This is a genomic window from Kineosporia mesophila (assembly GCF_021129235.1).
Taxonomy (GTDB): Bacteria; Actinomycetota; Actinomycetes; order Actinomycetales; family Kineosporiaceae; genus Kineosporia; species Kineosporia mesophila.
Genome location: NZ_JAJOMA010000017.1, coordinates 125,302 through 139,631 on the forward strand (window position 1 = coordinate 125,302; position 14,330 = coordinate 139,631).

13 protein-coding genes are annotated in these 14,330 nt (G+C 71.7%); 8 read left to right on the forward strand and 5 right to left on the reverse strand.

The window, feature by feature from the left end:
* Positions 1–103 precede the first annotated feature (103 nt).
* From idi to LR393_RS23390, 5 genes are all read left to right on the forward strand, one after another.
* Positions 104–703, forward strand: a complete 600-nt coding sequence (gene idi / locus LR393_RS23370; RefSeq protein ID WP_231486294.1) for an isopentenyl-diphosphate Delta-isomerase — start codon at positions 104–106, stop codon at positions 701–703.
* Positions 700–1,806 carry a polyprenyl synthetase family protein gene (locus LR393_RS23375; protein WP_231486295.1) on the forward strand — a complete coding sequence of 369 codons (1,107 nt, stop codon included), beginning with the start codon at positions 700–702 and terminating at the stop codon, positions 1,804–1,806. Before idi ends, LR393_RS23375 begins: the two co-directional genes overlap by 4 nt.
* 34 nt (positions 1,807–1,840) lie before the next feature.
* Complete coding sequence (locus tag LR393_RS23380; protein WP_231486296.1) at positions 1,841–3,580, forward strand: endo-1,4-beta-xylanase; 1,740 nt, start codon at positions 1,841–1,843, stop codon at positions 3,578–3,580.
* Positions 3,581–3,694: 114 nt separating this feature from the next.
* Positions 3,695–4,318 (forward strand): superoxide dismutase, encoded by a 624-nt coding sequence (locus LR393_RS23385; RefSeq protein WP_231486297.1) that lies wholly within the window; start codon positions 3,695–3,697, stop codon positions 4,316–4,318.
* The gene (locus LR393_RS23390; protein ID WP_231486298.1) at positions 4,315–4,581 is read left to right on the forward strand and encodes a hypothetical protein; all 267 of its coding nucleotides are present in this window, start codon (positions 4,315–4,317) and stop codon (positions 4,579–4,581) included. Before LR393_RS23385 ends, LR393_RS23390 begins: the two co-directional genes overlap by 4 nt.
* Positions 4,582–4,627: 46 nt before the next feature.
* Here the strand turns inward: LR393_RS23390 and LR393_RS23395 are convergent, their stop codons facing one another.
* The 3 genes from LR393_RS23395 to LR393_RS23405 all read right to left on the reverse strand — a co-directional run bounded on the left by LR393_RS23395 (position 4,628) and on the right by LR393_RS23405 (position 7,932).
* Entirely contained in the window at positions 4,628–6,145 is a 1,518-nt protein-coding gene (locus tag LR393_RS23395) for a PepSY-associated TM helix domain-containing protein (protein ID WP_231486299.1), read from the reverse strand.
* Between the two features lie 312 nt (positions 6,146–6,457).
* Entirely contained in the window at positions 6,458–6,757 is a 300-nt protein-coding gene (locus tag LR393_RS23400) for a hypothetical protein (protein ID WP_231486300.1), read from the reverse strand.
* A gap of 413 nt (positions 6,758–7,170) precedes the next feature.
* The gene (locus tag LR393_RS23405) at positions 7,171–7,932 is read right to left on the reverse strand and encodes a class I SAM-dependent methyltransferase (protein WP_231486301.1); all 762 of its coding nucleotides are present in this window, start codon (positions 7,930–7,932) and stop codon (positions 7,171–7,173) included.
* Between the two features lie 102 nt (positions 7,933–8,034).
* Here LR393_RS23405 and LR393_RS23410 point away from each other — a divergent pair, with 102 nt between their 5' ends.
* Complete coding sequence (locus LR393_RS23410; protein WP_231486302.1) at positions 8,035–8,907, forward strand: AraC family transcriptional regulator; 873 nt, start codon at positions 8,035–8,037, stop codon at positions 8,905–8,907.
* A gap of 369 nt (positions 8,908–9,276) precedes the next feature.
* On the opposite strand, the gene LR393_RS23415 is transcribed toward LR393_RS23410, so the two are convergent.
* Both LR393_RS23415 and LR393_RS23420 read right to left on the reverse strand, forming a co-directional pair.
* Positions 9,277–10,533, reverse strand: a complete 1,257-nt coding sequence (locus tag LR393_RS23415; RefSeq protein ID WP_231486303.1) for a M18 family aminopeptidase — start codon at positions 10,531–10,533, stop codon at positions 9,277–9,279.
* A 27-nt stretch (positions 10,534–10,560) separates the two neighbouring features.
* Positions 10,561–10,833 carry a hypothetical protein gene (locus tag LR393_RS23420; protein WP_231486304.1) on the reverse strand — a complete coding sequence of 91 codons (273 nt, stop codon included), beginning with the start codon at positions 10,831–10,833 and terminating at the stop codon, positions 10,561–10,563.
* A 21-nt stretch (positions 10,834–10,854) separates the two neighbouring features.
* Between LR393_RS23420 and LR393_RS23425 the strand changes: the two genes are divergently transcribed.
* Both LR393_RS23425 and LR393_RS23430 read left to right on the forward strand, forming a co-directional pair.
* Complete coding sequence (locus tag LR393_RS23425) at positions 10,855–12,564, forward strand: ABC transporter ATP-binding protein (protein ID WP_231486305.1); 1,710 nt, start codon at positions 10,855–10,857, stop codon at positions 12,562–12,564.
* Complete coding sequence (locus tag LR393_RS23430; RefSeq protein ID WP_231486306.1) at positions 12,561–14,324, forward strand: ABC transporter ATP-binding protein; 1,764 nt, start codon at positions 12,561–12,563, stop codon at positions 14,322–14,324. Before LR393_RS23425 ends, LR393_RS23430 begins: the two co-directional genes overlap by 4 nt.
* Positions 14,325–14,330 lie beyond the last annotated feature (6 nt).

A 14,330-nucleotide genomic window follows, 5' to 3' on the forward strand; every position in this document is an offset into this window, starting at 1 on the left:
TCGCCCGAGTGGCGTAAATGCCCCGCGTCGGAGAGAAAGGGAGTCTGCCCCGTCGCGGAACCACCCGATCCGGCGCGAGAAGTACACGACAGAGAGGGCCTTGATGACGCTCACCGACCCACGGGCCGGCGTGCCGGCCGCTGCGCACGACCTGGTGGTTCTGCTCGACGACGACGGATCACCCATCGGCGAGGCAGACCGGCTGACGGTGCACGACACCGCCACACCCCTGCACCTGGCCTTCTCGCTGCACCTGCTCGACATCCGCGGCCGCACCCTGGTCACCCGCCGGGCCCTGGCCAAGAAGACCTGGCCGGGGGTCTGGACCAACTCCTGCTGCGGCCACCCGCGCCCGGGTGAGGACATCGCCGCGGCCGTCGTGCGCCGCGCCGGCGAGGAACTGGGCCTCACGGTGACCGGGGTGCGGGTGGCGCTGCCCTCGTTCCGGTACCGCGCCGTCGACGCCGGCGGCGTGGTGGAGAACGAGCTGTGCCCGGTGCACGTCGCCCTGATCGACGAGTCCGCCGTCCCCGACCCCGATCCCGCCGAGGTCGCCGAATTCGCCTGGGTGCCCTGGCCCGACCTGTACGAGGCCGTGCGGCGCACCCCGTTCGCGTTCAGCCCGTGGCTGGTGCTCCAGGCCCAGGCCGTCGGACCCGACATCATGCGCCACCTGACCACCGCCGCCGAGGAGACGTGTTGACGCTGGTTCCCGCCCCGTCCCACTCCGTCCACCAGGCCCACGACAGTCACGCCGCACACCTGCACGCGGTGGAGGCCCTGCTCACCGACCGGCTCGCCGATCTGGGCACCCAGTGGCGGCGGGGCACGGCGGTGGCCGACACGGTGCTCGGCGACGACGACGTGCCGGAGCTGCTCACCACCCTGGTGATGTCCGGCGGCAAACGGCTGCGCCCGCAGATGTGCTGGTGGGGCTGGGTCGCCGCGGGCGGCTGCGACGACAGTCCCGATCTCGTGCGCCTGTCGACCGCCCTGGAACTGCTGCACGCCTTCGGGCTGGCCCAGGACGACGTGATGGACGAGTCCGCGCTGCGGCGCGGGGTGCCCACCGTGCACGTCCGGGCCGGTCGGCGGCACCGGGGCGCGGGCGCCACCGGTGACGACCGGCGTTACGGCGAGAGCATCGCGGTGCTGGCCGGCGACCTGGCCCACGTCGAGGCGGGAGCCCTGGTGTCGGGTCTGCCCGCGCCGGTGCGAACGCTGTGGTGGCAGATGAGCGTCGAGCTGGTGCGCGGACAGGCCCGCGACCTCAGCGCCGCCGCCCTGACCAGTCCCGACGACGCGATCGGCCAGGCGCTGGAGGTGGCCCACGCCAAGTCCGGCGCTTACACGATCCAGCGTCCCCTTGAGCTGGGCGCGACCCTGGGCGGTGCGGGGCAGGACGTCGTCACGGCCCTGGGCCGCTACGGCCGCCTGCTCGGCGAGGCGTTCGCCCTGCGCGACGACCTGCTCGGCGTGTGGGGCGACCCCGACGTCACCGGCAAGCCCAGCTCCGACGACCTCACGGCCGGCAAGGCGACCGTGCTGCTGGCTCTGGCCGAGCAGCGCTGCACCGGCCCCGCCCGCGCCGCCGTGGACCGCATGCGCGGCAACTCGCACGACGGGGACGACGTCGAGGTCGTGCGGAAAGCCATGGAGAGCGAGGGCGTTCGCGACCTGGTCGAGCAGCGCATCACCCGGGCCGTCACCGACGCCCACGCCGTCCTGCGCAGCGCACCCCTGCCGCCCGCCGCCGTCGAAGGACTCGAGGCGGTGTCCGAGCGCATCGCCTGGCGACGCGTCTAGCGGCCGGGCCGAAGGCATGTCCTATGATCCGCGCGTGGTCGGCGCCGAGGCACTCATGTCCAGGAATCCGGGGGCCGGGGACCCGCGCCGGCTGATCGCGCTGGTATCAGGCCTGCTGCTCGCCGTCGCGGGATGCTCCTCGCCCGCGCCGGCACCCCCGGAGGAGGTCGTCGACCTGCTCCAGCAGGACTGGCAGCACGTGCCGGGGGTGACGGCCGACGGGGACGGGTTGCGGGTCACCGCAACCGCGTTCACCATCCTTGACCATGACGGCGGGGACAGCGGGGGACGTCAGCCCAACCCGCCGCTCAATCTGGCCGGTACGCACCTGATGACCGAGGGCAACTTCTCCCTCAGCGCGCTCCTCACCGACATCACGGCCGATGCGTCCTGGGCCGTCTACGACAGCCCGCCGGTGATCGCCGATGAGTTCCGGATCGAACCAGCCGGTCTGCGGCTCACCCTCAACGGTGATGACCTCGAGGTCATCGTCTTCGACGGCTCGCACCAGCAGGATGTGACCGACCCCCGGCCGGTGTACGACGAGCACGTGACGGTCCCCGATCCGGGGGCTGCTGTCTCGGTGCGTCGATCCGGGGACACGCTCGAGATCGCGAGCGACGGGAACACCGTGGCCTCCGTGCCTTTCGGCGGGGTGTTCGAGTCGGGAGAGCTCTGGCTGGGGCTGTCGAGCGACGACGGCTCCTTCCGGGTCAGCTCGCTCACCGCCGCCGCGGCCGGGGGTGCCTCGCTGACCACCGCAGGCCCCGCCGTCGCGCAGACCGAGCCGGCGGCGGAGGGGCTGCAGGCGCTCGCCGACCGCGTCCGTCCGGGCTTCACGATCGGCGCGGCGGTCGCGCTCGGTCCGCTCGCCTCGGACGCGGACTACGCGCGGGAGTTCTTCGGCGACTTCGGGGGCATCACCCCCGAGAACGCGATGAAGCCGCAGTTCCTCTCCCCGCAGCGGGACGTCTACACCTTCGAGGAGGCCGACGCGATCCTGGACAGGGCCGAGAGCAGGGGTATGGCGGTGCACGGGCACACCATCGCCTTCACCGAAGCCATGCCTCAGTGGATGCAGGAGCTCCCCACCGGGTCCGGGGAAGAGCGCCGGGCCAGCGCCGACGCTCTGCTCGACTACGTCACCACCGTGGTGACGCACTTCAAGGGACGGCTCGCCTCGCTCGACGTCGTCAACGAGCCGTTCGACGTCGACCAGGGCACCAGCCTCCAGGAGAACATCTGGTACCGGACCTTCGGGCCCGGCTACCCGGCGATCGTCTCTCGCGCCGTCCACGACGCGGACCCCGACGTCCGGCAGTTCATCAACGAGAACGGGGCTGACGTGCCGGGCGACCGTCAGGACGCTCTGCTCGAACTGGCCCGCGACACCAACGCGCGGGGCGGTCACATCTACGGCGTCGGCCTCCAGTCCCACGTCTACGACCTGCGGACCGACGCCATCTCCACCGAGGACCTCACCGATACGCTCCACCTCTTCGAGCAGGCCGGGCTGCACGTGCGCATCTCCGAGAACGACGTCACGGACGACCGGGGAACAGACGCCCAGGCGCAGCAGTACGCCGCCGTGCTGGCCACCTGTCTGCGCTCACGCACCTGTGTCTCCTACACCACCTGGGGCGTGGACGACCGCTACGACTGGTGGATCGATGATGACGGTGGCCTGCAGCAGGGCCACGACTTCCTGTTCGACGAGGGGCACCCGACGCCGGCTCACGCGGCGATGGCGCGAGCGCTGAGGTCTTCCCGGTAGACGGGATCGACCACCACAACACCTGGCCGGCCGCTCACAGCGCGTCCACCCGTGACCGCCCGCACTTTCCTGCGCTAGGTTCTTATTGCCAAGACTTCGCAACAGGAAGACGACGTGGCTGACTACTCCCTGCCCGATCTGCCGTACGACTACTCCGCACTCGAGCCCTACATCTCCGGCACGATCATGGAGCTGCACCACTCCAGGCACCACAGCGCCTATGTGACCGGCGCGAACACGGCGATCGACCAGCTCGCCGAAGCCCGCGAGCAGAAGTCGTTCGGGGCGCTGGGCACGTACGAGAAGAACCTGTCCTTCCACCTGGCCGGCCACGTCAACCACTCGGTGTTCTGGCCGAACATGTCGCCGGACGGCGGTGACAGGCCCACCGGCGACCTGGCCGCGGCGATCGACGAGTTCTTCGGCACCTACGACGCCTTCCAGGCCCACTTCACCGCGAACGCCCTGGGCCTGCAGGGTTCCGGCTGGTCGATCCTGGCCTACGACACCCTCGCGAAACGCCTCCACATCGTTCAGCTGTACGACCACCAGGGCAACGTGGCCACCTGCCTGGTGCCCCTGCTGATGCTCGACATGTGGGAGCACGCCTTCTACCTGCAGTACACCAGTGACAAGGCCAGTTACGTGAAGCAGTGGTGGAACATCGTGAACTGGGCCGACGTTCAGTCCCGGTTCGAGCGCGCCCGCTCCCAGACCGCCGGGCTGATCGTTCCGTGACCGGCCGCCGCGCGGAGCTCCTCGAGCTGGTCGACGCCGCCCAGCGCGTCGCGGGCGTCATCGCCGCCCGCGATCGAGGCGACAAGGACGGCGCGGCCCAGCTTCTCGCCTCGCTGACCGACGACGGCCTGCTCGCTCAGGGCGCCCTGCTGCTGACCGACATGCTCCTTCAGGTGCACCGGGTCAGCACCGGCGACGACGTCCAGACCACCTTGCAACAGCTCAGCCTTCAGCTCGAAGCCTCCGTACGCGAGGCGTCCTGACCGAGTTTCCACCGAGCCGGGGACGACGCCGGATCATGGGACCACCTCACGTCCGAGCGGGAGGCGGGACCGGCGTAGTCCCCTTCCCCCTTCGGCCCCACCGGCGCACCACCACGTCCACCGCGACAAAGCCCACCAAGGTGACACCCAGCACCGGCAGGAACCATCCGACGGCCGCGGTCAGGGCAACGGCGACAATTACGGACGCGCGTGGGAACGTTGGCCAGGCAACGGCCTTCGGGGCGGGTCCGGTGGAGAAGCGGGTTCCGGCGGGGCGGCGCTGCCACCACATCCGGTAGCCCCAGACGATCACGCACATCAGCCCGATCGCCAGCGCGGCCAGCAGCACCTGGTTGAGCAGACCGAAGCTGGTGCCCATGTGCGCGGCGACCCCGAAACCGGTGAGCCGGGCCAGGAAAGGCCAGTCCGCGTACCGGGTGACGCCCAGCACCGCACCGGTGGCCGGGTCGATTGCGGCGCTGTCGCGGTGCACGGCCCAGGTGGCGTCGTTCTCGGTCACCACCCAGCCGTGGGACGCGTCGGCCGGCGGGGTGAGTTCCAGATCCACCTCGACACCGGCGCTCGCGGCCGCCGCCCTCACGGCGTCGGCCCGGTCGATCACCTCCGTCTCCTGGACGGTTTCGGCCGGACCACCCCCGGAACCGGGCGCCGCCTGATCGCCGTGATGCTCGTCCTTCATCGTGCTCTCGACCGTGGGCCGGCGGGCGTCGAGCGCGTCGAGGACCTCGCCGAAGTTGCCACCGGCCCACCGGGACCAGGTCAGGCCGGTGGCGGACAGGCCGAGCAACCCCACCGCGAGCCACACCCCGGTGGCCGCGTGCCAGCCCCGGGTGCGGCGGACTCCCTTGCGAGCCGTCAGGTTCGGGGTGAGCGCTCGTTCCCAGGATCCCCGCGGGTCGCGGGTGGGGCGCCGCAGTCGCTGCCACCACAGCACCAGGCCGCCGAGCACGACCACCCACAGCCAGCTGGCGGCCACCTCGCTGTAGACCCGGCCGACGTCGCCCAGGTGCAGGTTGCGATGGAAGTCGTCCAGCCAGGTGCGCAGGGGCGTGTAGTCGAACCAGGTGGTCAGGGCTCCGCGTACCTCGGCGGTGTACGGGTCGACGAAGACCGTTCTCTGCCGGTCGGTTCCCAGGCCTTCGACGTCGAGCACGACGCGGGTGGTATCGGCCTCGGTGGGGGCCGGGATGATCTTCGCGATCGTCCCCTCCGGATGCACGGCCCGGGCCGCGGCGATCTGCCGGGCCAGGGGCAGTTCCGGGTGGCCGGCGGCGCCGGCGTGCAGTTCGTGGCCGTAGACCAGGTGGTCGGCCTGCGGGCTGAACACGTAGGCCAGGCCGGTCAGCGCGGCCACGGCCAGGAACGGCGCGACCAGGATGCCGGCGTAGAAATGCAGGCGCAGCAACAGGGATCGCCACGGTTGCCTGGGCGGGCGCCGCACCGGGGGCAGCACCCGGCCCTCGTCCCGGATCTCGAGGTCGGGCCCGTTCGCCGGGCCGGCATCCGGGCCGGCATCGGCATCGGCATCGGCGGGCAGCGTCATGGCGGGCTCCAGTGACGTGAGGCGACGTGAGGTCGCGTGCGGTCGGGAACGCCGCGACACGCTTCTACGCGGCGTAGAGAACCCTAGCCAGCTTTTACGTCACGTAGAAAGTAGACGCACCAGTACGCCTGCCCGAAGAGCGAGAACACCCACACCACGCACGCCGCCCACGAGCCACGGTCGGGGCGGTGCACCGGCGGATTCAGGTGTTCGCGCGGAGTCGTGCCCTCGTACGCGGTGCGGCAGGTGCCGCGCGCCACGCGGCGGGAAGGGCACCGTCACCGTCGAGATCGACGGCCAGGAACCGGCCGGTCATCGGTACTTCGCCCCGGCCGATGGCGCAATCCGCTGCCCGGAGGGCCATTTCGACGGGACCTCGGCGGTGACGGCCCGCATGATGTCGCCGCGGCCGTACAGGAGAATGTCCTCCTCGGCCCCGGCCATCAGCCCCGGAGCCCGGGCACCATCCGGCGTGGAACCAGGGCGGCGTACGGCAGCAGCCCGCCAGGTTGCCGCGTCGCGCGACAGGGACCGCTCCGGCACTCCCGTCGCGGTGGCGGCCTCACGTTCCCGCGCCGCCCCGGACCACCCCCTCAACCATGACCTGCCCACGCCAACCACCCTCTCCCGGTGCACGACTGCGTCCATACTCTACTTATTTACTAGAGATTACTAGAGATGGACGGAAGTCGCCCCACTTCAGTGGGTTACGAACGCTCCGGCGCCAATGTGGTCACGATCCCGCCCCGTTACCTTTCGATCAGCCCCGAACGGGGTTGTCGGCCCTCGGGCCCGGCCTGACTTTCTGCCGAGGCCGAGGGTGGTCAGAGGTGGTCGATCATGGGTCGTGGCCAGCAGCTACACGTACCTCAGACGCAGCCTGCTGGTGCGCCGGCACAATCAGCACCTTGGCCAGGGCACACGGCGCCGGTCCGGGATCCGCCCACCCCGGTGGGCGACACCTGAGCGTTCCCGCCACGGACCATAACCGTTGTGCCGCTGAGATCACCGCTCGGATCCACCGCTCAGGCGCGCGCCCAGGCCACGAGCGCCTCGAAGACCGGGCGCGGATCCTGGCCGGTCTCGATTCGGCGCACACGCTCGGCCAGGGCGATGTCGAGGTCGGCGCGGTTCCTCGGGCTCATGGTCCGGTACGCGGGCGAGGCGACGAGGAACGGGGAGAACTCGAGAAGGAATTCCCCGGCCGGAGGCATCGGGTAGCTGGCCTCGATCGGATCGACGCGCACGTCCGTGAACCCGGCCTTGCTGAGCAGAGCCGCGAAGTCGTCCGCCCCCATGTGCGGAAGGTCGACGGAGAGTTCCTTACTCGTACTCCAGATGATTTCCGTGTAAGGGGACATGTGCGGCTTCGCCCAGTGCACGATCGCCACGGTGCCGCCGGGCTTGACGACCCGGCGCATTTCGGCCACCGCGTCTGGTCCGGCGTACATGACGGCCAGGACGGAGAAGGCGGCGTCGAACGAATCCGTGGGGTAGGGCAGGGCGTTGGCGTCGGCCAGATCCGCGGATGCGTTCGGGTAAGGCTCCACGCGTCCCTTCAGGTAGGTCGTGGTCAGTGGGGCGTTGTCGATACCCACCACCTGGTAGCCGCGCTCGGCGGCCTTGATCACCAGCGGCCCGGTGCCGGCCCCGACATCGAGGATCCGCGCGCCTTCCGGGAGCTCGGCCGCATCGAGCAGTTGGTCGGCGAGCTGTTCGGTGGTGGGCTCGATCCAGGCGATGGCCTGCGGCAGCATGATGTCTGTGTGGTTGACCTGGTCCTGCACGGTGTGAAGCTCCAGACGTCGATGATGTGACGTCCTCGATACAACCGGCCGCGGCTCCCCCCGCCCATGCTCCGGCGTGTGCAGAACATACGATCAGCCGCTGTGGACGTGGTGAGCGAGGCGATCGACAGCGTGCGCATCGGCCGGGCCGATGCGTGCTGGGTCACCGGCACCGGCAGTTGGGGGCTGAGCTACCCCGGTCATCCGGTCAGCGGCTTTCATGTCCTGATCCGCGGAACGGCGTTCCTGATCTCCCCCGACGAGGCTCCCCGGCAGCTCAGGTCCGGCGACGTCGTCTTCACGGCCGCAGGCGCACCTCACGGGCTGAGCCACGCACCGGTGTCGATGCAGGCTCTGCCCCCGGCCGTCCTGGGTGCGCCGCCTTCGGTCGAGGACGCGGACGCGGTGTTCCTGTGCGGGGCGTACTGGCTCGCGCACGGCACTGCTCATCCTTACCTGCGCTCGCTTCCTCCGGTCATGGCGGTGACGCCCGACGACGGGCAGCTGAAAGCGCTGACTGACCTGCTGAAGGCGGAAGTCTCCAACGCCCGGCCCGGCGGGCAGGTGTCCCGGGCGGCCTTGCTGGATCTGATGCTGACCCACGTGCTGCGCCAGTGGCTGGCCCACAACCCCGCCGATGCTCCGGACAATGACCCGGCGATCGACCCTGTCCTGCGCCAGATCCGCGAGGACCCTGCGCGGCCGTGGACGGCCCAGGAACTCAGCGATCGGGCCGGCCTGCCGCGCCGGGAGTTCTCCCGGCGCTTCACCGGTGTCACCGGACAGCCGCTGCGCTCCTACCTGAGCGAGTCCCGTCTCTCCCACGGCGCCCGCCTGCTGAAAGAGTCGGACGCCCCGCTGGCCTCGATCGCCCGCCGCGCCGGTTACTCCACGGAGTTCGCCTTCAGCGCTGCGTTCCGCCGTGAGTACGGCATTTCACCAGGCCGTTTCCGCCGGGCCGACCCAGACCCTTGACCCGCAGGCCTCGACTGTTCGTGGGTGCCGAGTTCGCACCGGAGGCGGAGACGACCGGATCCGGCTCGCCTGCACGGCGCAGCCGTCGTTGGCTGCCACGAGGACATGGGTACCGCCCTGGCCGATCGCGATGGTGGGCCTACCGGGCTCCGGCCAGGCCTTCCGGGCCCGGCCGCTTGAGCGGGAACAGCCGGCGGGATGAAAGCTGCGGTCTCGTCGTCGGTGGTGCGGGTCTGTGGGCAAGTGGTGCGAGCAGCCGGGCATGCGGTTGGACAAGTGGTGTGTGGCCGCGGCCCGGCCGTCGCCGCTCAGGCGGGCTCGACCCAGGTGTGCTGACCTTCGTGATCATGCGAACCTTCCGCGACCACCTCAGGCCGGGTCGGTCAGGTACGCCGTGGCCGCGGTGGCCAGGTGGCCCGGGTCGTCGGCGCCGCACAGCTCGCGGGCGGAGTGCATGGACAGGATCGGCACGCCGACGTCGACGGTGCGGATGCCCAGGCGGGTCGAGAGGATCGGGCCGACCGTCGAGCCGCAGGGAATGTTGTTGCGGGACACGAAGACCTGCGAGGGCACCGCGGCGTCGCGGCAGGCCCGCCGCCAGGCCGCCGCACCCGGGGCGTCGGTGGCGTAGCGCTGGTTGGCGTTGACCTTCAGCAGCGGGCCGCCGTTGGGCACGCACAGGTGTGAGGGGTCGTGGCGCTCCAGGTAGTTGGGGTGCGCGGCGTGGGAGACGTCGCACGACAGGGCACGCGCGGCGGCGAAGACCGGGTCGCGGCCCTCGGCTCCCCCGGCCAGGTGCGTCAGGAGCCGCTCCAGCAGCGGGCCGCCCGCTCCGGTGGCGCTGTCGCTACCGATCTCCTCATGGTCGAAGCCGACGAGAACCGGTGTGGTGGGCACGTTCTCACGGGATGCGGCGATCAGGGCGGTGACCCCGGCGTGCAGGGAGAGCTGGTTGTCCAGCCGCGGGGCGGCGAAGAGCTCCTCGTCGCGGCCGATCCGGGCCGGCGGGGTGAGGTCGTGCACGACCAGGTCGTGGGCGGCGATCTGCGAGGCGTCGACCCCGGTCTCGGAGGCCAGGAACTCCAGCAGGTCGCCCTCGCGGGCGGCACCCAGACCCCAGATCGGGAGCAGATGACGCTGCGGGTCGAGTTTGAGGCCCTGGTTCACCTCCCGGTCCAGGTGGATGGCCAGCTGGGGCACGCGCAGCAGCGGACGGGCGACGTTCACCGGTACCACGCTGCCGTCGTAGAGCGCCAGCCGGCCCGCCAGGCCGAGGTCGCGGTCCAGCCACGAGTTCCACAGGGCCCCGCCGTAGACCTCGACGCCGACCTGCCGCCACCCGGCAACCCCGGTGTCGGGGCGCGGCTTGACCTTCAGGGTCGGGGAGTCGGTGTGGGCGGCGAAGATCCGCAGCGGGGCCCGGCGCACGCCGTGCCCACCGGTGAACCAGGCCAGCACCGTGCCGTCGCGCACCAGGTAGCGACCGCCCGGGGTGTCGTCCCAGTCCTGCGTCTCGACCTGTTCGGTGAAGCCCGCCGCGCTCAGGCGCCGCACCGATTCGGCCACGGCGTGGTACGGGGTCGGTGATGCGGAGACGAAGGCGGCCAGATCGAGCACGGGTTCCATGGGACCAGGATATTTGGCCGGAGGCCGTTACTCGCGGCGGGCCTCGCCGTGCGCCGTGATCAGGAAGGCCGGCGCCGACCAGTAGTCGTACAACGGCGAATGGTGGACGTCGTGGTAGCCCGCCTGCGAGAGCTGCGCCTTCCAGCGTCCACTGCCCTGTTCGAAGGTGACCCGCTCGGCCCCCGGCCGCAACTGACCGACCAGCACGGGCATCAGGAAGCCCGGCGCGACCAGGTCGCGGTCGGTGCCTCCCCAGAACTCTTGTTCGGCCGCCCGGCCGATCACGGAGCGGATCAGCATTAAGTTAGGCTTGCCTATACTGTGAAAAATTCCGAACAACGGTCCGCCGAACAGGCCGGCCGAGCTCTGCTGCGCCGCTCCCTCCTCGACCAGAAGCGCCGCATGGCGCTGGCCTCCGCGCTCTCGACCGGGCACCAGGCCGGTGAGGCGGCGGTGCCGTTACTGGTCGGCCTGATCATCGACCGGGCGGTGACGACCGGCGACACCGGCCGGCTCGTCCTCTGGCTGGCGGTTCTGCTCGCGACCTTCGCGACGCTGTCGGTGTGCGGCCGGCTGGGGTTCCAGGTCGGGTTCGGCGCCAGCGTCGAGGCCGCCCGGTCGCTGCGCGTCGACGTGGCCCGGCGCACCCTCGACAGCCGGGGCAGCGCGGACAGCACGATGCTGCCCGGCGCGACGGTGAACATCGCGACCTCCGACGTGCGCCGCACCACGGCCGTGCACTACCAGGTGACGCAGGGACTGGCCGCGGCCGTCGGAGTGGTGTTCGCCAGCGTGGTGCTACTGACGGTGTCGCTGCCGCTGGGCGCGCTGGTGATGATCGGCGCCCCGTTGCTGCTGCTGGCCGTGCGGGCGATCAGTTCCCCGCTGGAGCAGCGCAGTTCGGTGCAGCAGGAGCAGGCCGCCCGGGCCGCCGGGGTGGCCACCGACCTGGTGCGCGGCGTACGGGTGATCAAAGGCCTGCGCGCGGAACGGGCCGGCAGCGAGCGCTACCGCGTCACCAGCCGCCAGGCCCTGGCCGCGAGCGTGCACAACGCCCGCACCGAGGCCGGTTTCAAGGCCGCCGTGATCGCGCTGAACGGTGGGTTCCTGGCGCTGGTGGCCCTGGTCGGCGGACGCCTGGCCGCCGACGGGTCGATCACCGTGGGCCAGCTGGTCTCGGCGGTGGGCCTGGCCCAGTTCCTGCTCGAGCCACTGTCGGGCTTCGGCGGTGTGATCGCGACCGTCGCGGCCGGGCGGGCCTCGGCGGTGCGGATCGCGGCGCTGCTCCAGGCCCCGCCGGCCGTCGTGGGCGGTGAGCTCGCACCCGGCCCGGCCGGTCGCATCGCGCTGACCGGGGTGCACGGTCCGGGGCTGGCGGGTGTCGACCTGGAGATCGAGCCCGGCCGGATCACCGGGGTACTCACCACCTCCCCCGAGGCCGCGTCGTCGCTGCGCCGCTACCTGGGGCGTGAGCTCGACCCCGACCAGGGCGAGATCGCCCTCGACGGCATCACCCTGCGCGATCTGGACCCGGAGCGGCTGCGGGAGACGGTGCTCGTCTGCCCGCACGAACCCGACCTGTTCACCGGCACTCTCGCCGCGAACGTGCTGGCCGGGCAGCCCGGCGCGGAGGCCGAGGCGGTCAAGCACGCCCTGGCCGCGGCCGGTGCCGACCAGGTGGCCGAGACGCTGCCGGGCGGGCTGGAGGCGGCGGTCTCCGAGCGCGGCCGTTCGCTGTCCGGCGGCCAGCGCCAGCGCGTCGCCCTGGCCCGCGCCCTCCTGCGTGACCCGGGCGTCCTGGTGCTGCACGACCCCACCACCGCCGTCGACACGGTCACCGAGTCGGCGCTCGCGCAGGGCCTGCGCGAGATCCGGGCCGGGCGCACCACGGTGCTGATCACATCCAGCCCCGCGCTGCTGGCCGGCGCCGACCGGGTGCTGATGCTGCACGAGGGCGTGATCGTGGCCGACGGCCCGCACGCCGACCTGATGAGCGGCCACCCCGCGTACCAGGAGGCGGTGCTGGCATGACCACCACTCTTCCCGTCAGTTCTCCCCGCCGCAGCCGGCAGGCCGTGCTGCGGCACCTGCGTGTGCACCGGGCCCCGGCGCTGCTGGGGGTCGGTTCACTGGTCGCCTCGGCCGCCGTCAGCCTGGTCACGGCCCCGCTGCTGGGTGACATCGTCGACCTCGCGGCCCGCGGCGACACCGGCCCGATCACCCGGCGCGCACTCGCCCTGGCCGGTGCCGCGCTGGTGCAGGCGCTGCTGGCCTGGATCGGACTGGCCGCGGTCGCGCGGGTCGGTGAGCAGGTGCTGGCCGGTCTGCGCGAGGCGTTCGTCGAGCACGCGCTGGGCCTGCCGCTGGAACGCATCGAGCGCGGCGGCTCCGGCGACCTGATCTCCCGGGTCACCGAGGACGTGGCGATGGTCAGCGAGGCCGTGCGCACCGCGGTGCCGCAGTTCGTGCAGGCGGCCCTGGTGATCGCCCTGACCGCGGTGGGCCTGGCCGTCCTGGACTGGCGTTTCCTGCTGGCGGCGCTGGTCGCCGTGCCGGTGCAGGTCTGGACCAGCCGCTGGTACATGCGCCGTTCCGGGCCGATGTACGCACGCACCCGGACCGCCGGCGCCGCCGAGCAGCAGCAGTGGCTGGAGAGTCTGGGCGGGGCACCCACCGTGCGGGCCTTCGGTCTGGCCGACGAGCACGTCGAGCTGGTGCGTCACCGGGTCGACGACAGCCTGAACCGGACGGTCGGTGTGGTGCGGCTGCACATGAGCTTCTTCAGCCGGCTGAATCTGGCCGAGGCGATGGGACTTTCGACCGTGCTGGTGACCGGCTTCGTGCTGGTGCGCGAAGATCTGGCGAGCGTGGGTACCGCCAGCGCCGCCGCCCTGTACTTCGTGAACCTGTTCGGCCCGATCAACCGCATGCTGTTCCTGCTCGACACCCTGCAGTCGGCCACCGCGAGCCTGGCGCGCATCGTCGGCGTCACCGAGGTGCCCACCGACGGCACCACCTCCGCGGTGCACGCCTCGGACGTACGCCCGCGCGACGGTGAGGTGGTCGCGAACGGGCTGCGTCACGCCTACGTCGAGGGCCACGACGTGCTGCACGGTCTCGACGTCACCGTCCCGGCCGGTAGCACCGTCGCCCTCGTCGGTGGCAGCGGTGGCGGGAAGAGCACCCTGGCCGCGCTGCTGGCCGGGGTCCGGCGGCCCGACCACGGCCGCATCAGTATCGGTGGGGCGGACCTGTCCGGCCTCGACCCGGCGACGATGCGCGCGTCCGTGGTTCTGGTGACCCAGGAGGTGCACGTCTTCGCGGGCACACTGGCGGCCGATCTACGTCTGGCGGCCCCCGACGCCGACGAGCAGAGGCTGATGGACGCGCTCACCGACGTCGGCGCGGACACCTGGGTCGGTGCCCTCCCGGACGGTCTGGAGACCGTGGTCGGTGAGGGTGGGCACGAACTCGGCCCACAGCAGGCCCAGCAACTCGCCCTGGCCCGGGTGCTGCTGACCGATCCGCTGGTGGCCATCCTCGACGAGGCCACCGCCGAGGCCGGCAGCGCCGGTTCCCGGGCCCTGGAGACCGCGGCCGAGCGGGTGCTGGCCGGGCGCACCGGAGTGCTCGTGGCGCACCGGTTCTCCCAGGCGGTCCTGGCCGACCTGGTCCTGGTGATGGACGGGGGCCGGGTGGTCGAGCAGGGCCGCCACGACGAGCTGGTCGCCGCCGGCGGTCGTTACGCCGGGCTGTGGGCGGCCTGGTCGGCGGGGCGCACCCCGGCTTAGGCGCGG

Coding starts and splice junctions, on each gene's coding strand:
- LR393_RS23420 (WP_231486304.1), bottom strand. CDS start 10,833: ATGCTGATCCGCTCCGTGATCGGCCGGGCGGCCGAACAAGAGTTCTGG.
- LR393_RS23395 (WP_231486299.1), bottom strand. CDS start 6,145: ATGACGCTGCCCGCCGATGCCGATGCCGATGCCGGCCCGGATGCCGGC.
- LR393_RS23415 (WP_231486303.1), bottom strand. CDS start 10,533: ATGGAACCCGTGCTCGATCTGGCCGCCTTCGTCTCCGCATCACCGACC.
- idi (WP_231486294.1), top strand. CDS start 104: ATGACGCTCACCGACCCACGGGCCGGCGTGCCGGCCGCTGCGCACGAC.
- LR393_RS23430 (WP_231486306.1), top strand. CDS start 12,561: ATGACCACCACTCTTCCCGTCAGTTCTCCCCGCCGCAGCCGGCAGGCC.